17 protein-coding genes and 3 pseudogenes are annotated in these 22,660 nt (G+C 47.0%); 5 read left to right on the top strand and 15 right to left on the bottom strand.

Annotated features, from left to right (window positions below):
* Positions 1-130 precede the first annotated feature (130 nt).
* Together ACWA2B_RS06890 and ACWA2B_RS06895 are read right to left on the bottom strand one after the other, a co-directional pair.
* A complete protein-coding gene (locus ACWA2B_RS06890) occupies positions 131-1,930 on the bottom strand; it encodes a helix-turn-helix transcriptional regulator (protein WP_209950104.1) in 1,800 nt (599 codons plus the stop codon).
* A gap of 100 nt (positions 1,931-2,030) precedes the next feature.
* A complete protein-coding gene (locus ACWA2B_RS06895) occupies positions 2,031-2,618 on the bottom strand; it encodes a sensor domain-containing protein (RefSeq protein WP_029518899.1) in 588 nt (195 codons plus the stop codon).
* Between the two features lie 287 nt (positions 2,619-2,905).
* Here ACWA2B_RS06895 and ACWA2B_RS06900 point away from each other — a divergent pair.
* Positions 2,906-3,201: pseudogene (locus tag ACWA2B_RS06900) on the top strand (hypothetical protein).
* Between the two features lie 317 nt (positions 3,202-3,518).
* On the top strand, positions 3,519-4,940 hold the full coding sequence (locus ACWA2B_RS06905; protein WP_449291831.1) for an MDR family MFS transporter: 1,422 nt from the start codon (positions 3,519-3,521) through the stop codon (positions 4,938-4,940).
* Positions 4,941-5,076: 136 nt separating this feature from the next.
* Here the strand turns inward: ACWA2B_RS06905 and ACWA2B_RS06910 are convergent, their stop codons facing one another.
* The 3 genes from ACWA2B_RS06910 to ACWA2B_RS06920 all read right to left on the bottom strand — a co-directional run bounded on the left by ACWA2B_RS06910 (position 5,077) and on the right by ACWA2B_RS06920 (position 8,043).
* Positions 5,077-5,679 carry a class I SAM-dependent methyltransferase gene (locus ACWA2B_RS06910; RefSeq protein WP_029518902.1) on the bottom strand — a complete coding sequence of 201 codons (603 nt, stop codon included), beginning with the start codon at positions 5,677-5,679 and terminating at the stop codon, positions 5,077-5,079.
* Between the two features lie 215 nt (positions 5,680-5,894).
* On the bottom strand, positions 5,895-6,428 hold the full coding sequence (locus ACWA2B_RS06915; RefSeq protein ID WP_449291832.1) for a YceI family protein: 534 nt from the start codon (positions 6,426-6,428) through the stop codon (positions 5,895-5,897).
* A 280-nt stretch (positions 6,429-6,708) separates the two neighbouring features.
* Positions 6,709-8,043 carry an SMI1/KNR4 family protein gene (locus ACWA2B_RS06920; RefSeq protein ID WP_449291833.1) on the bottom strand — a complete coding sequence of 445 codons (1,335 nt, stop codon included), beginning with the start codon at positions 8,041-8,043 and terminating at the stop codon, positions 6,709-6,711.
* Between the two features lie 158 nt (positions 8,044-8,201).
* Between ACWA2B_RS06920 and ACWA2B_RS06925 the strand changes: the two genes are divergently transcribed.
* On the top strand, positions 8,202-8,582 hold the full coding sequence (locus ACWA2B_RS06925) for a hypothetical protein (protein WP_069012335.1): 381 nt from the start codon (positions 8,202-8,204) through the stop codon (positions 8,580-8,582).
* A gap of 67 nt (positions 8,583-8,649) precedes the next feature.
* Here ACWA2B_RS06925 and ACWA2B_RS06930 read toward each other — a convergent pair whose 3' ends face one another.
* From ACWA2B_RS06930 to ACWA2B_RS06940, 3 genes are all read right to left on the bottom strand, one after another.
* Positions 8,650-9,177, bottom strand: coding sequence for a hypothetical protein (locus tag ACWA2B_RS06930; protein ID WP_069012336.1), 528 nt, complete (start codon positions 9,175-9,177; stop codon positions 8,650-8,652).
* 142 nt (positions 9,178-9,319) lie between these two features.
* Positions 9,320-9,961, bottom strand: a complete 642-nt coding sequence (locus tag ACWA2B_RS06935) for a hypothetical protein (protein WP_209950110.1) — start codon at positions 9,959-9,961, stop codon at positions 9,320-9,322.
* A 34-nt stretch (positions 9,962-9,995) separates the two neighbouring features.
* The gene (locus ACWA2B_RS06940; RefSeq protein WP_051717971.1) at positions 9,996-10,556 is read right to left on the bottom strand and encodes a DUF4303 domain-containing protein; all 561 of its coding nucleotides are present in this window, start codon (positions 10,554-10,556) and stop codon (positions 9,996-9,998) included.
* Between the two features lie 236 nt (positions 10,557-10,792).
* On the opposite strand from ACWA2B_RS06940, the gene ACWA2B_RS06945 reads away from it, so the two are divergent.
* The gene (locus tag ACWA2B_RS06945) at positions 10,793-11,512 is read left to right on the top strand and encodes a YetF domain-containing protein (RefSeq protein WP_449291834.1); all 720 of its coding nucleotides are present in this window, start codon (positions 10,793-10,795) and stop codon (positions 11,510-11,512) included.
* Positions 11,513-11,756: 244 nt separating this feature from the next.
* On the opposite strand, the pseudogene ACWA2B_RS06950 reads toward ACWA2B_RS06945, so the two are convergent.
* The 3 genes and pseudogenes from ACWA2B_RS06950 to ACWA2B_RS06960 all read right to left on the bottom strand — a co-directional run bounded on the left by ACWA2B_RS06950 (position 11,757) and on the right by ACWA2B_RS06960 (position 13,875).
* A pseudogene (locus ACWA2B_RS06950) lies at positions 11,757-12,710 on the bottom strand (alpha/beta hydrolase).
* Between the two features lie 76 nt (positions 12,711-12,786).
* A pseudogene (locus ACWA2B_RS06955) lies at positions 12,787-13,425 on the bottom strand (peroxiredoxin-like family protein).
* A gap of 18 nt (positions 13,426-13,443) precedes the next feature.
* On the bottom strand, positions 13,444-13,875 hold the full coding sequence (locus ACWA2B_RS06960) for a MarR family winged helix-turn-helix transcriptional regulator (RefSeq protein ID WP_449291835.1): 432 nt from the start codon (positions 13,873-13,875) through the stop codon (positions 13,444-13,446).
* Between the two features lie 196 nt (positions 13,876-14,071).
* On the opposite strand from ACWA2B_RS06960, the gene ACWA2B_RS06965 reads away from it, so the two are divergent.
* A complete protein-coding gene (locus ACWA2B_RS06965; protein WP_449291836.1) occupies positions 14,072-14,638 on the top strand; it encodes a DUF4062 domain-containing protein in 567 nt (188 codons plus the stop codon).
* A gap of 48 nt (positions 14,639-14,686) precedes the next feature.
* Here ACWA2B_RS06965 and ACWA2B_RS06970 read toward each other — a convergent pair whose 3' ends face one another.
* From ACWA2B_RS06970 to ACWA2B_RS06985, 4 genes are all read right to left on the bottom strand, one after another.
* On the bottom strand, positions 14,687-15,274 hold the full coding sequence (locus tag ACWA2B_RS06970) for a uracil-DNA glycosylase (protein WP_449291858.1): 588 nt from the start codon (positions 15,272-15,274) through the stop codon (positions 14,687-14,689).
* A 204-nt stretch (positions 15,275-15,478) separates the two neighbouring features.
* Positions 15,479-16,258 (bottom strand): sortase domain-containing protein, encoded by a 780-nt coding sequence (locus ACWA2B_RS06975; RefSeq protein WP_449291837.1) that lies wholly within the window; start codon positions 16,256-16,258, stop codon positions 15,479-15,481.
* An 18-nt stretch (positions 16,259-16,276) separates the two neighbouring features.
* Positions 16,277-16,522: a hypothetical protein gene (locus ACWA2B_RS06980; protein ID WP_449291838.1), complete on the bottom strand. Its 246-nt coding sequence runs from the start codon at positions 16,520-16,522 to the stop codon at positions 16,277-16,279.
* Positions 16,519-22,272: a DUF7601 domain-containing protein gene (locus ACWA2B_RS06985; RefSeq protein ID WP_449291839.1), complete on the bottom strand. Its 5,754-nt coding sequence runs from the start codon at positions 22,270-22,272 to the stop codon at positions 16,519-16,521. The genes ACWA2B_RS06980 and ACWA2B_RS06985 overlap by 4 nt, the downstream gene beginning before the upstream one ends.
* Between the last annotated feature and the right edge of the window lie 388 nt (positions 22,273-22,660).

The raw sequence follows: 22,660 nt of genomic DNA on the forward strand, positions 1-22,660 counted from the left end.
TATAAGATTTCCTGAACCCCCGTCAAAACTGGGGATTTTCTTGTACAATAAGAAACAAGCGGCTGCTGATGCTGCCGCTTGTTTTTAGTTTCCTCCATATCCAACGAAAATCCGCATCGAACCGTAAGGTTTATTCCAAAAGCCCTGCCTCCCGGGCCTTTTGCACTGCTTCCTCTCGGTTGCGAACCCCCAGCTTCAGATAGACCGATGACGCATAGTTTCTAACCGTACCATCGGATAAATACAATTTGGAAGCAATGGTTTTATATCGCAGTCCTTTCGACACGAACTGTAAAATTTCAAGCTCCCGTGAAGTTAAATCATAGGTCGCAGCCACTTTGGTTGTCGACGGAACGTCTCCGCTCTTGGCGGCTTCCAGCTGAGCAAACAATTTGTGCGACATCTCCTGATCGATCAGCGTGCCTCCGCGATAGACCGTACGTATTGTTTCGGCAAGCTCTACCGGCTTCATCGACTTCAATAGGTATCCGTCCGCTCCGCTTCGCAGCGCTTCCAGAGCCTGTCCAGTATCTTCGAACGTGGTGAGAATCAAGATGCGGATGTGGGGCCACGTTTGTTTTATGGTACGGGATGCGGAGATTCCGTCCAGGTTCGGCATGTCCAAATCCATGAGCACCAGCTGAGGCTGAACCTGTCTGCACAGTTCGATGGCTTGCTCGCCATCTTCTGCCACCCCTACGACTTGCAAATCTTGCTGCTCCTCGAGAAGAATCCGTAGACTTTCACGGATAAAAGGCTGGTCATCGACGACCAACAGACGGATGACATCATCCTTAAGCTCCGTTTGTCGTGGCAGGGTGCAGGTAACGAGGGTGCCTTCGCCCGGTTGGGTATAGACGCCAACATGACCTTGCAAATTCATCGCTCGCTCTTTCATGGCGTTCAAGCCGAAACCATCCCGTCCATGTTCCATCCCACGGCCGTTATCTTGAATTTCCAGCCTCGTCTGCTGAGGCTCGAATTGCACTGAAACCGTAATCTCCGTCGAGTGTCCATGACGCACGGCATTCGTCAATGATTCTTGCAAGCAGCGATACAGCGCTATCTTCGCTTGCTTCGTTACAGGGTATTCCTCCCCGAAGGCCTGGAAACGAACCGACACCTTAGCATGCTCCTGAAACTCCTCTGCCAGCTTCCGCAAAGACTGAAGCAGTGGGAGTTCTTCATGCGGCGATTCGATTTGATGCACATAGCCTCTCACTTCATCCATATTTTCCCGGGCCAGGTTCAATAGGGAATCGAGCCGTTTCGTTCCTGTATCCGTCTCTAGCTCAGGGCGCAAGGTTTCCAACCCCATAATGAGGGAAGTGTACGCATGACCGACGGTATCATGGAGCTCTTTGGAGAGCCGATTCCGCTCTTCGGCCAGCGTGATGCGCTCGATTTGGGACAAGTACTGCTCCAGCACCGCATTTTGCTCGCGTATAATTTCACTTTGACGATGATTGACCATCAATAAATGGAAGGAAAATCCGAATGCATAAGCCGTCCCGAATTGAATGGTCATAATCCAAAAATCAATCTGCTCTGCAAGCAGCTTAATTATAGCGGGTAGGAGCAATATCGATAAAGGACCTGACCAAAGATATGTTCTTTGTTTGCTATTAGAGGCAATCAAAAATGCATATACCAGGAATGTGAGGTAGGCTTCTGGAAAGAACAAAACTAAATACAAGCAGAGCCCGCCCGGGATCACAATCTCGGTAAGCAGGTAGTATCTATAATTGAGCTGCAAGCACAGCCAGGGAACGGAAAAAGCAATAAGCTGCCAAAACACAAGAACCCAAAGCGGCAGCGTGAAATGAGCTTGCCGCTCTATGATAGTGAGCAGGAGAGAAGTACTGCAAATCAAGCGGATCATAAGCATGAACCAGTCGTACCAGAACCACTGCTTTACCATATCGAACAAAACCATCAACCCCTAAGAACTATCAGTATGACATTACGTAACTATTATAGAGCAGATCATTATCCAACAATACTTTTAAATCCAGACCGGGACATTCCGGCTACCGGTTCACACTCTTGATCATACGACGGGTGTAGCCTCCTAGCATACGCGTGAAGCTGTTCGCAAGCCTGTAGCTCACCATAGTGAATATGACTCCTGAGGCCGAAACCAGTACGGATTTTATCACAGTATCTATAGGTACACCCATAAAATAATAATTAAATAGTGGAAAGAGGAGCGGGGCCGCAATCATTGCGAGTGGAGTTATATAAAGCAAGGCTGCACTAATGAGGCTTAAAATCCCCACCGGAAGCTTCAGCATCAGCCAGCCGATAGCGATCCAGTTGCGCCGATTTAGCAGCTCCTTCCTTGCTTGAAGCCAGATAGAGTCATCGGTGTTTATTGGTTTAACGTAAAGCTCTGTGGTAATATCCGTATAGATCTTGGTCTGTGTGCGTTCAAATTGCAGGAAGGTGTTTGTAGTTCGCAAAATGCGAGTAATCAGAGGAACGCCCGCGACGGTAAACGAAAGACTCAAGCCTAATGTAAGAGCGACCAGATAAAAGCAAAAGTAAAACAATCCGGTAGCGAAAGTAAGCAGTAGGAAATAGCCATTTTGAATAAAGCTGACGACGGTTCTTGTCATCAAAGAGCCCACATCCTTTACAAGTAGTCATCGTATCCTACGGCTCTTGATGTCAAATCCGCCAGTGCCATAATGTCATATGACACAAAGCGAAAGCGGTCTGCGAACCTAATGGGGAAAAACAACAGTAGTTACTGTGTGTACGGCAATTTTCGATCGCACGGCTAAACAAAAACTGCCCACCAAAAACTTAGAAGCTTGAAATTTACACTATCCATATATTGAGCTTGTCATTATAAATTGAATAACATTTAGAGATACGTAGAAACCTTATCTCTTGACATTTTATGGAGAATACTATATATATTCAAAGCCAATACGAAAGACAGGAAGGGAGGATCTGCACGCACAGAGTGATCAAAATCAAATTTACGCTCTTTTACGGTGAAGTTCCTGAAGCAAAATTTATGGGTACTTGGAGTTGAATCAGGATGGCAATATGATCGCGCTCTACAATAGGTACGGTGAGGAAATAGACATGTATGGCGGACATGAATTTGTTAGGGTAAGGACACTTGGCAAATTTGATGACCAAGACCGTGATAATTTTTATTCTTTGTTAGAAAGTGATGGTGTAGGATAATCTGCACGATAGGCTGACGATTCCAGTGCCAAGGCACTACGAAAAGTCAGCCTTTTTGATTTTATTTGCCTTATAGAGTTGACCGGCACGTTATCATAATCCCCTAACCTCATCTTGTCAAGAAATAATGCGCGAATGAGCGACACCGTGGTGGAGCCCCCCTTATGCTTTCGAAATATGAATGAATTTCCGAGTATGATGGGCAATTTCACTTTTTCCAATTAATCCCACTTCACGTAAAATGATCTTCAAGGCGTTGCGGGTTAAGCGATATACAAACAATGGACGGAACGTAATGAACAATCGGGAGGTAGAAGATGGACAATCAGGATCAAGATGCAAGAGGAATGAAGAGAGGGGCAATATTAACCGCTCTACTCATCGGTACATTTGTCGCGTTTCTTAACGAAAATTTACTTACCCATGCGTTTCCTGCGTTGATGAGAGAATTTAGCGTTGCTGCTTCGACCATACAATGGTTATCGACGGGATATATGCTCGTGATCGGCGTACTGGTGCCGGTGACCGCATTACTACAGCAATGGTTCACGACTCGCCAGATGTTTATGTCTGCGATGGCGTTATTTTTGGCCGGTACCTGCTTGTGTGCAGTATCCCCGGGATTCGGAATCTTGCTGATGGGCAGGGTTGTTCAGGCTTGCGGGACAGGATTATTGATCCCGTCGATGATGAATACGATTCTCGCTCTCTATCCTCCAGAACGTCGGGGTGCCGCCATGGGTCTCATGGGGCTGGTCATCATGGTCGCCCCTGTCATCGGGCCGGCTTTGTCTGGCTTAATTATCGATACCTTTCAATGGCGATGGCTGTTCTACATGGTGATTCCTGTCGCACTGTTTTCGATGATTTATGCATTCGTGTACTTAAAGAATGTGACAGAACTGACCAAGCCAAGGGTCGATCTTGTATCCATTGTGATGTCAACCGTCGGTTTCGGCTGCGTCACCTATGGCTTCAGCCAAACAAGTGTCTCTCTTGAGCCAGAAGGTTACGGATCGATTGCAATAGGTAGTCTTTTCTTGCTCTTGCTTGTATGGCGCCAGCTTAAGATCAAAGAGCCGTTGATCAATCTTTCCGTATTCCGGCATTCCACTTTTTCTCTGGTTGCGGTATTGATTGTAATTCTGATGATGGTTCTATTCGCCACAACAACATTGCTGCCGTTCTATATGCAGGATGTGATGAAGTTGACAGCATTCGCGACAGGCTTACTTCTAATGCCAGGTAGCATTTTGAACGGAATGCTGATGCCGGTATCGGGGAAATTACTCGATAAATTCGGGCCGAGACTCGTCATTGTGCCCGGACTATTCCTGATCGCCATATCGTTGTGGCTGTTTACCGGCATCGACAGTGATACAACACAAGGTTCCGTTCTGTTCAATCATATCCTCTTATTCTTAGGCATGTCATTCGTCGTCATGCCGGCTCAGACGACAGGATTGAATCAACTTCCACGTCACCTGGTTCCTCATGGCACAGCCATATATAATACGCTCCAACAGATTGCAGGGGGAATTGGCATCGCATTGTTCGTCGGCATCATGTCGTCTGGAGCCAATCGTTATCTTCACCATTCGCTCAATCCCACTGCGATGCATGAGAAGACACAAAGCATGGTTTCCGGTCTACAAACGGTTTTTTGGATTGAATTTATTCTGGCAATACTTATTCTGGCGCTGGGTTGGTTTATAAAAAAGCCACCTGAACATAATTAATTCATTACTAGGCACAGATTGAATCATAAGTTTAAAACCGTACAAGAAGCATGGGCTGTCTCATAAGGGACGGCCTTTTATTTCGTTGTACCTTAGAACTGCTAACTATAAGGAGAGCTGATTTCTGCCTAAAAGTTTATTTTCGAGAATCAAGAATAAACATAGATGCATCTTGTCCCATGAATATTTTACTTCCGTTAAAAAAAGTTTTGGACTGAATATCTCTATATCCTATTTTAGTCATAATGTCAGTCAGCTCTTCTTGATGAAATCCGTTATGAACTATATCTGAAACTACTTTTTCATTTTTATTAAAATCTACGATTAGTAAATGTCCTCCTTCATTTAGAACATCAAATAGCCTTGATAAAACGATTTCAACATCATGAATATGGAGCAGAACCTGAGCCATAAAAATATAGTCCGCATGTAAATCCGTTAGACCTTCCTTTTCAAAGTCAAAACATAATGTATCTGCATTCTGAATGTGAAGATCAGTAATTTTTTGCTTTATTTGATTAATCATGTTTTGTGAAGTATCCAGAAAAAGCATAGAATTAAAATCATTTAACAAGCTCATTCCGACAAGACCTGTTCCACACCCAAAATCAATAGCATTCTTACTATTAGCGTCAACTACATACTCACGAATGGCATCAGATGATGCCTTTGCAATTTGAATTCTTTCAGAAGTGTCATATACATTAGCTATCATTTCAAACTTATCCGTATTTCCCATGATTACCTCCCCAATCCGCCTTAATAAAAAACACAACAATATAGAATGATATTCTATCGAAGCATTTGCATTTAGTCCACATTCTAATTCATGCTTATGGAAAACAAAACTGTTTTGCTTCAAAATTTCCGCCCTTATTTGTGATACGGTTCACCGCCCTACCTGTAACGGCAAGTTTAAAGACCACCCCGCTAAAAGGATGGCCTTTAGGACTGCTATTCTATTCTAATTGCCTCGATATAAAGCTCGATTCTCACTTCATTTCCGACGATAACCCCGCCTTTTTCCAGAGGCGAGTTGAATGTCAAGCCAAATTCATTGCGGTCAATACTGGCTGTTGAATGAAATCCTACACGTTCCCGGCCACGAGGGTCTTTGTTTAGTCCTTCAAAAAAGGTATGAAAAGTGATGGGTTTGGTTACTCCATGCAGAGTTAGATTGCCCGTAAGTTCATATTGCCTTTCGCCAGCAAGGACGCAGCTGCTGCTTTGAAACGTAATGGTTGGATACTTGGCTGCATGAAGGAAGTCGTCACTCTTCAGGTGTTCATCTCGTTGCGATTGGCGAGTTGTAATACTATTTGCATCTATGGAAGCCTGAATACCCATGGTTTTTAAATTGTTGGGGTCAAAACTCAAGATCGCTTGGAAATGCTCGAATACTCCTTTAATTCTACTAATCATTAAATGCGTCACCGAAAACTCGACGGAGCTGTGGTCCGGATCCACTTCCCAATTGATATCTTTCATAAATAAATTCCACCTCTATAATAAGATTTTGAGAAAGGTCGCCCCCTCTCAAAGCACTGCGATATTCGCATACACTTAATATACAAAAACGCTACTGACAACGGGATGTCAGTAGCGTTTTAGCATTTTTTCGGCTTCCTCGTAAATCCGATTTTGGAATACTCAGGCTCCGCCACGTCATAATTAAATCCAAGGTAAGCCCACAGGTGCCCATCATCTGGAGGATGATACTCTGAACCTTATTGGTTCGTATTTTATAGATAATTAATGCACACCTTCTTCACGATTCGTCTTTGTCGAAATAATCATCTGGCAAATGCAGTTCTCGCAAACAACCGATAAATTTTTCTCTGAAATTCGGATTGCTTTTGTATTTCGGCCATACCTCCTTATAGTAAGACAGCAGCTTCTCATGTGGAATAATGCCCCAGTATAAAATCAAGTTATTCAGAACCTGCGGGCCGCCCCCCATCAACATCTGTTCAATGATCTGCCAGCTTCCCAGCTTGTTTTCGCAACTGCGCGCGGCATAGATGGCAGTGGTATGCATTTTCGGGTCGGCGTGACACAAGAAAGGTGCAAAGTTCTGGAGCGTAATCGCACCGTACTCTTCCAAGATATACCCTGCATAACGCAACGTTTCCGGGTCGTGAATCCGGTCAAGCCTTTGCAAGATCACTGGAATAAACTCCGTTAAATCCTCAGTTTTACTGGTAGCGTGCAGAATCTGTAAAGCTTGCAGAAAATCCCCGTGTTCATCCGATTGCAACAGCCCCAGAAGATATTTTCTACCCGTGTCAAAAGAAGTTTGGCAGATGAGCCAAATGGCTGTGGTCCGATTTTTGGGGCTTTGCTCCGCAATATTTTCCAAAAAGGCAAGGGTTAGCTGAGAGACTTTCTTAAACTTGAACATTCCATCAAGCGCTTTGGCTTGGATTTCTTCGTTTGGAGCGCTCTGATAAATCTGGATCAGCGCATTCTCATCACCCGGCATTCGACTGCCAAACCACCCGATATCATAATCCAGAATAATTTCATCCAGCCAGCGCTCGTACCAGTCCAGAAAGCTGTCTTCATAGACAAAGAAAAAAGGATGATCAGGATGAAAATCGGAGGTGTACACAATTCTCCCCCTATATTTCCCCTCAAGTACGAGATACATGTCGTATTCGCAGCCTTGGGTGCCTATGCACAACATGCCGCCCAACACCTTATTACAGGTGTCGTCGTATTCCTCATCGGGAATGTCCTGGTCCTTGGTCAGGGGCTCAATTAGACGGTTCCATTCCTCTTTGGTCATCCCGGGGTACAGAACGGATTTTGCAAGGAGCGCTTGGCGCTCGGTGTAGGAAGTTGCCTTTTCAATTGAATATATTCCATAATAGGGTCCGGCGCCTCCATTGCCGATGTTCGTTAAAAACAGCGCATAAGGCTCAGGAAGTGTGACCTGATTGTGGGCTTGCCAGTCCGCCAGCTCTTTTGCTGTAAGCTTCTCTTTAACCCTATATTGATGTGAGGATGATCCAAACACTGAGAAACCCGCGTCTTTGCGCATAGCTTGGCTCAGTTTGTTTTTTATTCGATCCAGTTGCGTTTCTTTCTTGCCAAACCACATATTTGAACCCTCCTGTTGACCATAGCCAGGTTTCCTTTGTTTGCTTATCCAGCAATTTTATTATTTTTTCTATGGGTCGTACCTCTTTAAAGTGTTATGTATCTAGAGACTCATCAAACGCAGTTCATTTTAAACAACATATCGTGAGGGAGAAAATAATGAAAAGCCAATTAAGAAATATTACGGTCGACGGTTATGCCTTCGTTTATTGGTACTCAGGCGGGTCTCGCTTCATCCTAAACCTATCTCCGAAAGAGAATAAAAACATCAAAATCACGCTCATCTTTCAGGCGAATCCTCCTGAAGAAGAGCCTCATACTTTTTGGTCCTTTTATGACATTTCAGCCCAAAATAATGAAATAGAAACTGTCATCCATCTAGGTAAACCCAAACATATTGCTGAAATCATCTCATACTTGATGGCAAAACGACAAGAACTCTGGGTCCAGGGGAAGCCTCACGTTCTGGATCATGCCTGGGATTTACTAAAGGAAATGGGCTATTCCGAGTTAAAACCGATTTGGATTAGACAGTGGTAGTGATAATGGTTTGTGGACTAGCCCCCTTTGACCACTCAAAGGGAGCTTAAAGTTCACAGATATACGATTATTCGTTATCCGGCGTGGCCGGACTGGCCGGGGGCATCAAGCCTTTAACGGCGCCGAGAAACGGGCGAATGGACTTGATCATGCCGTAGCCCATCTTCACGACCGGGAGAAATTTCTGGATCATGCCGAACAGCCGCAAGCCGCCGCCGAGCATACCGCCAAGTCCTCCTGCGCCTGCAGTGGAGCCGCCAAGGCCGCCTAACAGCGAGCCCATCATCGGCAGGAATGCCGACACCTTGGCGTCCGGCTTGCGGGAGCGCGAACGGCCAGACGGTTTACGTGCGCCGCTTTTCCGGTTGCCGAGACGGACGCCCGGGGCATGCGAACTGGCTCTGCGTTTGAGAGATTGGGAATTTTGCCTCCCGGAAGAAGCGCGTGGAGGAGCCCCAGCACTGGCAAGTATCAACCCGCCGCGATTAACGTCGGTGATGTAGCCGACGTAGGTCTCTCCGCTGTGCAGGGTGACACAGACCGGACGGCCTTGAAATTTCTTAGCCCGTGCACGCATCTCCTTCGATTGTGCCATGGAAGTTCACCTCGCTCACTGATTATAATTCAGTTTACGCCAGGGGCGGGCTGCCTGCTTGTGCGAATAGGACATACGCACGCCAAAAATCGTTTGGCGGGCTCACCGCCGTTCAAGTCCTCCCGAGGGTCCCCACGCTATATCAAGAGAATTGCCAAAAACCCGCTACTGGATGTTGTATCTCAGTCGTCCCCATTTTGGCAAAAATATATAGTGATCCAAAACCAAAAGGATAATTGTAATCCTCCTGAAGCAACGTTTCGGGGTAGCCATCTTCATCTACCTGAAATAAAAAAGAGAATGACTCCTCCCTCAGCTTCGCAAAATAATAGTCTTCATTTTGAATAAGTCTCGGGTTTCCGCCTACTTTGATCAAATAAGGCTGATCCATCGACTTTTCATCATGGCTTAGTTCCCCGTTTGAAATTACATGCTTTATAAGACCCGGGTTAGTAAACATATCTTTGACGCTTTCAGTCGAAATGGGATGCTCAATCACCTTGATCGGGCAATTAGGATAAATGTTATTTTCCAAATACTCCTCATAGTCTTCAGGGATGAAGATCGAAATCATGCTCTCAGGTTTAAAGGGATGGACGAGGCTCAAGTAAAAAACATATTTTGGGTTACCTTCTTGGATGAGGTCTTCTTGATCATCAAAAAATTCGGGTGCATTCCCGCCGATCCAGCCTGCACTATGTTCGTTCGATAGAGGCGATCCCGCATAATAAAGAATACAATCTGTTCTCTCAACTAAAATATTCATTTGATTTTCCGTAGGCATTTTACAACATCTCCCTCAAGAAACACGAATGCCCTCACTCCGCCGCTTCCGCCAACCATGCTTGCATTGCCGGAGACTCCGCCTGATTCAAACGCAGGGCGATTTCGGTGTTGATCTCATCCGGCGGCATGACCTCGACAAGGACGCATACAGCCTCTCGCGGTTGATTCAAGGCAAACACGCCTTCATTATCGAGCATTTTCATCGCCAGCTCCATGGCCTTCAGCCTCGAATCAAATTCACGATTCCATTCGTCAGCTTCAAGCTCCGCAATAGAAGGACGCTTCATAAACAATTGTTTAACATCATCGAAGTTCTCATCTCTGAAACAACAATAGGGTGAATCGGCATAGGACCATTTGATGAGTTCCGCAATCGTTGATCCCGGCGTGTCGCTTTCGTCTCCTTGCCTGGCCGCTTCCCTCTCCAAGGCCTCCCATGACCAGGCGGAGATGCTTGGCGCATGTCCCTCTCCAGTAGTAAATAGCGTGCAGTAATAGTAACGTTCGCCGTTTTCAAAAAGAGTGCGAAAGGATGTCCTAGCCACATCGGCAATTTCTGCCGCCAGCGCCTCTATTCCTTGCGTCAGTTTCACGACAATCGCCCCTTAGCCCTATAAAATATACATCTAATTCTCATTATAAAGATTGTCCATTCTAAATCTACCTACCCCTTACCCTAATCCTGAAGATTTGCGTGATTCACTCCTTCGTTATGTGCATAAGACGACCTTCCAGCCGTTCATATTCATTAGATTCTTTTTCCTTTCAAGTATAGGAGATGGGGACGAAGGCCAATCTAAAACTATCTGTTATGCAAGGAGCTCAGCACATGACGTATGGTGAAATTCTATTTCGTACAGCAACGTCCTTCATTGCTCTACTCGTTTTAACGCGTCTGCTCGGTAAAAAACAAGTCGGACATCTAACGTTTTTCAATTATGTAACAGGGATTACCTTCGGCTCCACCACTGCTGAGATTATCGTCAACAGACACATCACGCTGCTGCAAGGAATATCTAGCCTTGTCTTATGGTCATTCTTGGCGTTCATCATCGCATTGATCGGATTGCGCTCCGTCAAAGCTCGTGAGATTCTCGACGGCCAGCCTACGATTCTCATCAAGAAAGGGGAAATTTTGGAGGAGGCGTTGGCTAAACAGCACCTCAACATCGACGATTTAAGCATGTTGCTTCGGAACAAGGATGTCTTCTCACCCGAAGAAGTGGAATTTGCAATTTTGGAACCTGACGGTAAACTCAGTGTGTTGAGAAAAGAAGAACTACTACCTGCAACGAAAAAAGATATAAAAGCAACCCTTACGCCTATTCAAGGAATCCCGACGGAGCTTATTATTGATGGAAAAATCGTGGAAAAAAATCTTATAAAAATGGATGTCTCCGTTGCCTGGCTCAACCAACAATTAAAGAAAGCCAGCATTCATTCCGTGGATCAAGTATTCTACGCAGAGCTCCAATTGGACGGGACGCTGTATATCGACAAATATCAGGACTCCCCCCCCATAAAAGGATATCCGGTATCAACTACCTGAGTTCTATTACGGAATACGGCATAAGCCTGTCTCCAATTCTAGAAACCTTACATCAATGGGGAGTGGCCCATATTGAGCAAAAGCAGCTCATAAGGAATAATGAGCAAACGGAAACGGACTAGCGTTCGATATTACGCTAGTCCGTTTCTGTTTGCACCGAGTCATGTCCATATTAGGATTTGCGTATTTTGCTCAGTGTTTGGAGATATTAGAGGTGCACGTGCGGGTTATTTTTCCTCTACAATTATTGAAATCCATCCTTCAGCCAAGTACTGGCTAATGCAATTGCACCGCGGGCGGCTAATGTATCCGCCAAAGCATTCAGTATGACGAAATCATGAATGATTCCTTGATAACGCACCGTCGTGACGTCCACACCAGCCTCCCGAAGCTTATTCCCATAGGCCTCGCCTTCATCTCGAAGAACATCGGCTTCAGCCGTGATGATGAGTGCTGGAGGGAGATCGCGAAGCTGGTCGATGGAGGCTCTCAGAGGAGAGGTATAGATTTCATTCAGCTCTTCCGGTTTGTTGATATACTGTTCCCAGAACCAAGCCATCCCATCACGACGCAGGAAGTATCCTTCAGCAAATTCATGATACGAGCCCGTATCCATTCAGGCATCTGTAACCGGGTAGAACAGCAGCTGTCGTTTGATCTCGGGGCCTTTTCCTTCCTTAGCGATCAACGTGATGGCCGCTGTCATATTGCCCCCGACGCTATCACCCCCGATGGAGATATGATCTGAATTCAGGCCATAATCCTTGCCGGAGGAAGCGATCCATTGCGGGGTAGCGTAGATCTCTTCAAGGGCTGTCGGATATTTGGCTTCGGGAGACAAGCTGTAATTGGGAAATACGATGGCGGATCCGCTTCTGATCGCCAGCTCGCGAATCAGCCGATCATGGGTATGGGCATTGCCGAACACCCATCCCGCGCCGTGAATGTACAAAACAGTTTTAAGCAATTGTCCGGCCGTGTTCTTCAGGCGCAGGATCCGAACGGACACTTGACCGCTCGGCCCGCCTGGGATGTTGAGCCCCTCTATATCTACATCCAGTTTTTTGACATCTCCCGATTGAACTTCGTCTACCGTAACTCTTCCCTTCTCTGGCCCAAGATGGAATAAGTAGGGCGGATTCGCAGTATCCTCAACGAATTGTTGTGCGGCAGGCTCAAGAATAATCTTTTTAGTCATGTGTATCATTCTCCTCTATCGCTATATATATTTCATGAAATTAAATTTTTCAAAACCATTTCGGGTAAAAAAAGGATTACAATATGCGCAGCTCCCAGAGAATATCCTCCGGCTCCATCCTCTTTGTAAAGTTAGGATTCACGTATGTAGAGCAGATAACGGAGTATTCGTCAATCATGAACGTTCCCGTCACCGGAAGCAGCCAATGATCCGCTCCATTGTACTCGTGAAGATCAATATTATGGCTTAAATACATGCTCTTCAGATAGTCGGGCACTTCATACAACAGGTTATATTTGGTGGCAACGATTCCCTTAGGGTCACTAAGAACCTTAAGGGACAGTTCTGCTTTCTCTTGATCAGACAGCGTATAATCCGGCAATTGCGGACTGACTGCGATAAGCTGAGCACCTAGCGCCTGAATTTCGGGGAGAATCTCCTAGTAAGCTCTTAGTTGTCGATTGCAGTAAGGGCACCAGCCTCCTCTGTAAAAGGTAAGGACAACAGGACCTTTCGCCAATTCGTCGGCCAAATTGATTTGGTTTCCAAGTGAATCTGGCAATTCAAAGTCCTTGGCTTTTGCCCCGACTGGTAGTCCTGTCGCCTTGCCCTCCTCTTGAAGTTGCTGGATGACACGTTGGTGTATAGCCTGCACTTCAAACGGGTTTGCTGCAGTGACCTTCTCTAACGCTGAAGTTAAGGTCGTTGTTGGCATGGTCACACCTCCAATGAATTATTTGCCGCTGGTCTGAATGACTTTGTCCGCTAATACTTTGATGGCTTTGTTTAATTCCGACACTTCCTGGGTGGACATGCCGCTGGCTGATAGAAGCGCGGATGGAATACAATCGGCTTCACCCTTAAGGGCCAACCCTTTCTCTGTGAGCAGGACCAAGACGATCCTCTCATCTTCCGTCGATCGTACTCTCTGAATCAGTCCGTTCGCTTCCATCCGTTTCAGCAGCGGCGTTAAGGTGCCTGAATCAAGGTCTAACTGTTCTCCTAGTTCTTTGACCGTCCGCCCGTCGCTTTCCCAGAGGGATAGCAACACAAGATATTGAGGATAAGTAATTCCCATCTGTTCCAATAGCGGTCGATACAACCGAGAAATGGCTCGGGAGCAAGCATATAAAGAAAAGCAAAGGTGTTCGTTAAGTTGCAGCATGTGAGGTCAACCCCTATTTAATATTGTGCGCAATTTAATTATAAAAAATGCCTTTAAACTACCAACCACTTATTTTTGATCTGAGGGATCTATTCAGCATTCAACTTGGGCTGTTGAGAACCCCAATCAATTTTGACAAATAAAGTGAGAGAGTGGTAGATTCTTTTCAAACTAATTCTTTAATTTGGGTGGGCCTATGAGGAGAAAATTACAGATTTACATATCGTCTACTTACTATGATCTTATTGAGGAAAGACACACCGCTGTTGAAGCCATACTTCAAGCCGGTCATATCCCTGCGGGAATCGAGCAATTTTTCAAGGAAAGTCCAATGAAAATTAGAAAGAGATGGATTGACGAGTCCGATATATATGTCCTGATTCTCGGAGGATTCTATGGTTTAACACTTCCTGATGAATCCAAGAGCTATATCCATTGGGAGTATGAGTATGCCGGAGAAGCGGGCAAACCTAGGTTTGCCTTTGTTGTCACAGATGAAGCATTAAGACAAAAGCCATACGACTTCACAGCAATTGAATACTATCAGAAGTTTCAAGAGTTTAAGCAGTCAGTCATGGAACAAATCCCTATCTATTATGTTGAAGATGTACGGCACATTAAAATGGTACTCCGTGATCAATTGCTGGAGTATGCAGCAAGAGACGATTTGTATGGCTGGGTTTCCGGCAAGGATGTCCCGGATGTTAAAAAACTGTTGAAAGAGAATGAAAGATTAAAAGCGGAGTTGGAGAAAAAGAAATGAAAGAGGGACTGGCACGACCAGCCCCTTTCCTTTAATATTCTCGTCAATCTATATCCTGCCGAGCTGAATCTCTTTCCACTTCTCCTTCAAAGCTTTCAAATCTTCTACGAAGAACCTAAGTAAATTGGGTCGTCTTCTTACTGCAAGCGGGTGATAGGTGAAGCTGATGGGCGTACCCTGCAACTCATACCAGCTGCCTCGTAACTCCTTGACACTGGCACCCTCCTTATTTGTAAATATGGCTCCCGATACGACATTACCAAATCCAAATAATACAAGCGGCTGCTTCTGAAAGAGCTGCAACTGTAGATGAGGGAGACACGCCGCTCTAGCCTCGGGTTTATTATAGGCACGCATCGGTCGGCATTTTAGCAAATAGGTGACATAAACATCATTTACGTCTATCCCAGCCTCTCTCATGCCGTATTGGAGTGTTTCTCGGGTACCGCATAAAAACGAATTTCCTTCCCGATCCTCCCGGACTCCGGGATTATCCAGAATCATCATAAGTGGAGCTTTCGGATTTCCTTCACCCCAGATGACACGATTCCGCTGCTTGGATAGCTCGCAAATTTCACAATGCTCTATACCATTGGGTGCTTGTTCTTCAGGTAAAATTACATAGGGAAGATCCATTTCCTTGTCGTGTAGCCCCTTCCTTTCACACACAATGAATCTATTATGCCCACCTCAAGCAAAAATTTGCCTAAGGTTCAGCATAACGGGTCCATCGGAAAAAGTAAGGGCACCTAAACTGGATCAAAAGAAGCGTAAAAAAAAATCGCGTCCTCCAGGGGAGAACGCGATATAAACCAGGCTTGGCTCCATGTTTCAACATCGTCATTTAAGCTTTCGGGCAACCACCGCTAACCGACCGTTTTCGGTCGAGTACTCACACGTAGACAGTACAATAAGCTTGTCGCCATAACGGGGGGTTACACCCGTTTCATATAGAGCAAGTTTTTGGATGTTCTGCACATACGAATCGAACTCGGCGGGCGTACTTACTTTCTCAATCTGGTAGTATTTAAATACATCATCTGATTTGCGATAAACCTGTGACAGAATAACGGCAACAATCTCATACTCTTCCTTTTCGTAAAGCGTGCTAAATTGGAACGTAGCATGCTCCTTATAGAAGCTTTCTTGCTTATACTTCATCAAATCTTTGAACATCCAGCCGTTTTTCATATGATGTCCGTGAATCAGTAAAATATCGGAACCGTTGATCCGGCTGTGCTCGTCCAAAAAGGGGAGACCGAGTTTGCTCTTCTTTTTATCGAAATCATGATCGAGATAGTACTGCTCATCTTGTGGATTCTGCATAACCGGGTACTCAATTCGGGTGCCGTTAATCTTCAGCCAACCGACGATGTCCGGGTTTCCTTCGTAAAGCTCTCTAAATTCGGGAAGCATGACCGGCTCATTCGCTTTCGTAATCAAAGGGGAGGGGATCGCCTCCCCTCCTCCTTTGTCCGATTGTTCCTCCCAAATTTTTGCTAACTCTTCAATTTTCACTTGATCGGCATAACCCCACAGGAAAATTCTCGCTATATTGGCGAGAGAGAATACCAACACAAGGAAGGAAACGGCGATAAGAACTTTTTTAGTTTTACTCATTTCTTACCGCCTTTCCGGTTACTGAATATGCTTTTTCTTCTTGCCGCTGAGTAAGCAGAATCCAATCGTAATCACGGATATCAGCGCCAAAACCATATAGAAGATTGGCGATGGACTGCTATCCCCTGTTTTCGGAGCATCGTCCAGCTCGTAATCGCCATTGGCGACTTCATTGTCGACGCTACCGCTTGCGTTGTTGCCTTTGTTGATTTCGTTGTTCACGTTGCCTGCTCCGTTGTTCACGTTGCCTGCTCCGTTGTTCACGTTGCCGCTCCGTTGTTCACGTTGCTTGCTCCGTTGTTCACGTTGCTTGCTCCGTTGTTCACGTTGCTCGCTCCGTTGTTCACGTTGCCTGCTCCGTCGTCGCTGTTATCGGTACCGCTACTGCCACTGCCGGACCCAGTTCCGCCGCTATTGCCGCCACCTCCGCCGCCAGAACTTATCGGCTTCAACTGTATATCGTGGCGTACGATGTCGCTTCCGACCGAGATAGTTGGGCTTGTGTACGCATCATACCCGGCTTTGGTTACAACCAGATAGTAATCCGTGTTCGGGAATACCATGTATGCATATGCGCCGTTTACGTCACTGTTCTGACTTGGGCTGTCGTTATCATTCGGTGCAAAGCCCGGAATCGCTGGCAGCGTTACTTTCGTGCCCGGCACGATGCCGCTCTCTGTGTTCCCTGGCGTATCAGCATAATATAGCGTCACTTCAGCGCCTTCAATCACCATGCCGGTTGTTGCATCCGTAATGATGCCATACGGGTCAACGAGCCCCTGGGAAATATTCAATTCCCCGTTGGCCTTCACATCCAGATCCGCTTGAAGAACCGTTAATTCTTGACCTGGCGCCACTTCGTAGCGCACTTCCATTTTGTAAGTCTTCGCGGCTAAACCGTCCGCTGAGAAGACGCCGTTCGACTCTAGGTTGAACGCTTTGGGAGCGCCATTCTTATCCACTACATACTGGTTGCTGGCATCCCGCAAGTAAATGTGCATCTTGCCAGCAAGCTTGCTGTCCAGCATCGAAGTCTGCCCTTCAGGCTGCTTCAGAAGCACAATGCCTACCGCCGTAATATCAGCCGGAACGGTCTCGTCCTTCACACTGCTGTCCACATTTGCTTTTTGCGTGAACTCGACAGGCACATCCTTTCCGCCTACCGGATACCACTTCGTAAATGTGATCGTGTAGTCGGTAGCTGCCTCGGCAATGACCGAATACTCACCCTTCTCATTCGTCTGAATCGTCTGCTTCTCGCCTGTCTTCAGATTGGTCACTGTGATGGACGCATTCGGAATGACTTCTCTTGTGTTGTTGTCACGCAGCACGCCTTCCAGAACTGGAAGCTGGCGGGTATTCACAAAGTGTGCTTCAGCCGCGCTTTTCACCGGAATGGTACCCGTGCGAATGAGACTAGCAGGATCTGTCACATAGCCGTCGTCCGTGTAATTATCTTCGGTCACCGTATATTGGAGATACGTAGGAAGTCCCTCCACAATGAACAGTTCCTCATCTTTAAGCTCAAAGGTATCCCCACTTTTGATGGTGCCCTTACTGCCGTCCGACTTCTCATAGGAGTAGGAGCCGTTCGCTCCCTCGCCTGTGAAGGTGACCTTGTACTTGAACGCCTTCGTTTTGTTACCGCCATTACCTTGAACCTTGTTGCCAATTAGCAGGCTTCCGGTCATGACTCGCATGTTTTTGAATGGGGCAACTTCATCCTTACCCTTCATGACTCCGGTATAGTACCGCTCCCCAGGAGTAGTCATGTATTCATCGGTTGTGTAGTCTTTCTGGGTAACTGTGTAATTTAGATTCTTAGGCAGGTCCAAAACATCCAGTGTCTCTCCATCCTTGAGCCGGAGGGTACCGCCGGACTTGATCGAACCTTTGTCGCCGTCCGACTTCACGTAAGAGTAGCTTCCATCCTTACCTGCACCCGCAAAGCTGACGGTGTATTCGAACTCTTTTGCCTTGTCGCCGCCGTTGCCCATGACCGTATTGCTGATGGTCAGCTTGTTGACAATTCGTTCATTAATAAAGTCCGCCTTGTGGTCGCCTTTATTCACAATTGTTCCAGACCATTCTCTCGTCTCCGGATCAGTCGTGTAACCGTCAACGGTCGTATAATCGCCCTCGGTTACGGTATAAACCAGACCCGCAGGCAATATCGGCAGCATCGCAGTTTGTCCGTGCTTGAGGGTAATCTTGTCACCGCTTTTGATCTTGTCATACGTATTATCTGGCTTCTTAAAGGTGTACTCTCCATCCTTGCCTTCGCCGTTGAAGGTCACGGTGTACTCGAACTCTTTGTCCGGGTCGCTGCCGTTGCCTTCCACCTTATTGGTGATAGTCAGCTTGCCTTCGGCCGGTGTAGGCACGATCAGCGGATTGTTCGATTCCACCTTCTGTCCATCAACAAGGACAGGCTTGCCGGGCGCATCGATGACACGTACCCGGTATATCGTAGTCGTAGGCAAGTAAGTGAGGAGATCAATATATGTCTGTTTGAGCAAATAATCCCCTGGCACCTGAATAATGAAATTCGTCTTGCCGTCCGTGCCCGTCATTTTTTCCACCATTACATTATTTTCTTTATCCCTGGCCGGTGTACCGTCAGGATTGAGCAACTGAAACTTTACATCCTTCAGCGGTGTTGTACCGTCGGGACCGACCTTCTTGAGGAAGAGCAGGCCGTTTTCATTGGCACTTCCCGCTACATCGTTCGCGTCCAGCATAATACTGCTCTGCGCTCCGATCGGCGGAAGGGAATCATCACCCATCAGCTTGATGGAATTCCCAGCCGTTCCCGGCTGCATGCCCTGGGATTCGGTCTGGTAAACGATCTGATAGAACTTGTTCGGATCGACAAAATCAAACCTAAGCGTCGATCCCCCGGTTGCCGGGTCTGTGCCTGCGGTGACTTTCACCTCACTATTCGGATCCGCAAGATTCAGCGGTCCTCCATCACGCTCCAAAGTGCCATCCGGCTTCAACTTGCCGGGATAGACAGCGATGTCGGAAGGTTCGAGAGATAGGCCACCCTCCGCATTTTGGCGCAGCTTCAGTCCCTTGGCAAGGGTATCCAGCAAATAAACGCCTGGCTTCATCTCGAACGGAGGCGTGTAATTCACCGTCCATTCCTGTACACCAGAAACAGGCTTTTGCACCGTCTTGCTCAGAGACTGCACAGGCACAATGATTCTGTGAACTTCGGTAGCACTATACGGCTTGTCTCCCCATTTCATGGAGAACACAGCCTGATTCTCACCGGCATTATTGTTACCTAGCTTGTAAGTGTTAAGCACGTCATTGGTTGGACGCGCCTTCACCAGAATGACGTAGGGGCTCTCCAGCTTGGAGAAGGTGAACGTGCCTTCATTGCCATCCTTGGTAAAGTTCACCACATGCTGAGGCGTACTCGGCGCAATGACTGAAATGGCCTGTGCATATCTACCACTTCCGCCTTTACCATCGGTTCTATAGCCGGTACTACCTTTATAAAGTCTATAAGCCTCACCCGGGGCATAATCTACAAACTCCCAGCCCTCCGGCAATACATCCACCAGCTTGATGTCGCTGGCTACACGGGTGCCGCCATCCTTGGCCATCTCCTCCGTATTGAAGCCCGGCATGTTCACCGCCAGCCGGAAGGTGACCGTTCTATCCTTGCGGTCATAGCCTGCCAGGATATAATTGTCAGGACGGGAGTTGTCCATATACCAATTCGGGTCGCTGGCCACAGGCGTTCTTTTCCATATGCTGTCGCTCCATTGGCCTGAATAGTTTCGGTTCCAATCGGCTGCAACCCCCTCTAAACCCGCCGTGTTCGCATACAGCATCTCCTTGTTCAGCATCCGCACAAGGTTCGAGGTGTTGGCTTCGGCGCGACTCACATAATCGTCACCGTCGAAGAGCAGTCCCCGGTTGCTCCATGTGTTTCCAGCGTTATCCTGGCGGAACAGGTTATCCGGGTTGGTAGTGACAGACTCAAAGGAAACGCTCCCTGGTACATCTCCTTTGTACCCGGTAACTTTGATGAGGTCCGCCACCCGCTCGCCGTTCACCGTCAAGGGGATCACTTCACCGTTCAACCCATTGCTCACAGTCAACGTATTCTCGCGGTATTTTTGCCAAAGCTGCTTGGTGTCGATCTGGCTCTTGATTGCTTCTAGAGTTGTCGACGTTACCTTAGGATTGGCATCCAGATTATTCAGTACATCGAGAGAATCGCCGTGAACCAGCAAATCATAGACGACTGGAGCATCCAGATTGTACTGCAGCGTCAAGTTTATCGTCCACTTGGTGCCTGCGACGTTGTGCAGCGCGGTGGTTGTGGTCGCACTTTTCGTGAAGGCATGTGCGCCAATTCTAACCTGTGCAGTGTCCACAACGGCAGCAGGAGCGACCCAGCCGGTTGCATCGTTGTTCTGGATGGCAGTTCCTCCATCCTTCACATCCAATTCCCAGTTTGCGCGCGCTTTGTAATCGAAGATTGACTTGCTGCTGTCTGTCACCTTCGTCACAACTGTCATATAGAGGGGCCCGTCCAGATTCCCGCCGATGGCGGTTCCGATCTCGTACTCCCCTGCGGCGTTACGGGTAATTGGGGTATCCGTACCGCTGTCCCCATTCTTATAGGTTGCGGAAACAAACTCCGTCCCGTCGGGCAGGACGTCTGTAATCTTAACGTTCTGCAAGCCGGTTCTGGACAGTACACCGTTATTGTTAATCCTTTTGTTGACCTCAACCGTCCACGTGATGAGCGTATCGTTTCCACTCTTGCCCGGCTTGCCGCTCGCCGCAATCCAGTTGGGACGTATAGCAATCCGATGGGTATTTGATGAAGCCTTCACATCGGTAGCGTCACCCAAAAGCTTTGCGGTATTATCAATGCGGTTCCATCCATACTGATCAGCAAAATTGCCGTTCTTTTCGTAGTAATAACTATTCTTAGGAATCCACGTTTTGAAGGTAATAGTCGCCGTGCTTTTGACGTTATCTACAGTGGATACGTCTGGGAACTTGTAGAAAAGTGTGCGATCAGCAGCATAATCGGGATCTGCCACATTTCCATCCACAGTGAAGGACCCAGGCACATATACACCGACGTTCGCAAGCTCATCAGAAAAAGTCAACCCGTCCAGCCGCATGGGGATGGTCTTATCGTCCGTGTCAGTGGCAGTTACTACCGCTCGCCACGTAATGGTGCCCTCTTGAAAAGAAGGGCTGTTAATCCCACTGTCATAGCCGCCGTTGCTTAAGGAGCTTACAGTAATGGTATACTCGGGCACCAAATCCGAGTTTTTAAACTTATAGCCATCTCCGAAAATGGTCGTATCCCCGCCACCGCCAGGGGTCTGATCTGCCGCTCTAGCAGCAGCGGAAAAGCCGATTTGGACGTCGCGTCTACTGCCGTCATATACCCCTGCGCCGTCAAACGTAATTTTGATAGAATCGGCAAAAAACTGGACGGTAGCAATTTTTAGTCCGCCCTGATTAATTGGCATAGGAGCTGTAGGCGCCAAATTCACACCAGGGAAGTAGGTCGCCTTATCCAGGACGGCATAATCCCCCTGCTGAATCACACTTTCGGGCGGAGCATTGAGATCGTCGCCCTTGGTCGGCACAGCGATACTATCCAGTTCAAGGGTAAAATTCTCCCGGCCGTTAATCTCGCCCCCTGCCGGAACCACAGCTGCAGGATTACCCTGCTTCACTGTGAGCTTGAACGTCGGATTGGCGTTCGCCAACACCGCCGTTTTGTCCTTCAGATCTACCGCCATCGCCGCGAAAGTGAGCAGCGGAGCGTACACCGCCTCAGGTGCTGACGACGGTTGGTCTGGCGTGCCGTACACCGCCTCAGATACCGAAGGCGATTCAGCCGCATTCTGCGAGCTGGATTCGTCATCCGCATATGCAGCAGCAGGGAATACCACTGTCTGCAAGACAAGCAAAACTGCCAGGCAGAAAGATAGCATAGTTTTACCTAAACTGCTTTTTTGTTTCAATACGAAAATCTCCTCCATTTCTAAAAAATTTTTGGGAGCGGCCAGTAACTTTTTCCCTTCATCTTTGGTCATCTTCGCCGCTTACAACAGAAAGTTACCAAATTCGCCATATTTATATGACGTGTCCGATCATTATAATATAGAGACCTAGACAAATTCTAAACAATTGCCAGACTTTAGACCCGATTTGATACAAGTCTAAGGAACTATACATAGTAAGCTAGACATCGATTCCTCCCTTCTTCATTTCTCATATTACCTCCCCCTGATGCTCGATCCACCAGTAATATGAGATTTTTAATAGACTGGGTATGGTAGGGCTTGACCATTTCTATTTATCGGATTTTTATTAATTAAAATTTAATGTTTTTACGTTCAAGGCTCCTTA

It is taken from the genome of Paenibacillus sp. CMM36 (assembly GCF_053570945.1).

What these genes read in the sequence shown, in the direction of transcription:
- ACWA2B_RS06895 (WP_029518899.1), bottom strand. Translation starts at nt 2,618, where the DNA reads ATGACAAGAACCGTCGTCAGCTTTATTCAAAATGGCTATTTCCTACTG.
- ACWA2B_RS06905 (WP_449291831.1), top strand. Translation starts at nt 3,519, where the DNA reads ATGGACAATCAGGATCAAGATGCAAGAGGAATGAAGAGAGGGGCAATA.
- ACWA2B_RS06910 (WP_029518902.1), bottom strand. Translation starts at nt 5,679, where the DNA reads ATGGGAAATACGGATAAGTTTGAAATGATAGCTAATGTATATGACACT.
- ACWA2B_RS06915 (WP_449291832.1), bottom strand. Translation starts at nt 6,428, where the DNA reads ATGAAAGATATCAATTGGGAAGTGGATCCGGACCACAGCTCCGTCGAG.
- ACWA2B_RS06920 (WP_449291833.1), bottom strand. Translation starts at nt 8,043, where the DNA reads ATGTGGTTTGGCAAGAAAGAAACGCAACTGGATCGAATAAAAAACAAA.
- ACWA2B_RS06925 (WP_069012335.1), top strand. Translation starts at nt 8,202, where the DNA reads ATGAAAAGCCAATTAAGAAATATTACGGTCGACGGTTATGCCTTCGTT.
- ACWA2B_RS06930 (WP_069012336.1), bottom strand. Translation starts at nt 9,177, where the DNA reads ATGGCACAATCGAAGGAGATGCGTGCACGGGCTAAGAAATTTCAAGGC.
- ACWA2B_RS06935 (WP_209950110.1), bottom strand. Translation starts at nt 9,961, where the DNA reads ATGCCTACGGAAAATCAAATGAATATTTTAGTTGAGAGAACAGATTGT.
- ACWA2B_RS06945 (WP_449291834.1), top strand. Translation starts at nt 10,793, where the DNA reads ATGACGTATGGTGAAATTCTATTTCGTACAGCAACGTCCTTCATTGCT.
- ACWA2B_RS06960 (WP_449291835.1), bottom strand. Translation starts at nt 13,875, where the DNA reads ATGCTGCAACTTAACGAACACCTTTGCTTTTCTTTATATGCTTGCTCC.
- ACWA2B_RS06965 (WP_449291836.1), top strand. Translation starts at nt 14,072, where the DNA reads ATGAGGAGAAAATTACAGATTTACATATCGTCTACTTACTATGATCTT.
- ACWA2B_RS06970 (WP_449291858.1), bottom strand. Translation starts at nt 15,274, where the DNA reads ATGGATCTTCCCTATGTAATTTTACCTGAAGAACAAGCACCCAATGGT.
- ACWA2B_RS06975 (WP_449291837.1), bottom strand. Translation starts at nt 16,258, where the DNA reads ATGAGTAAAACTAAAAAAGTTCTTATCGCCGTTTCCTTCCTTGTGTTG.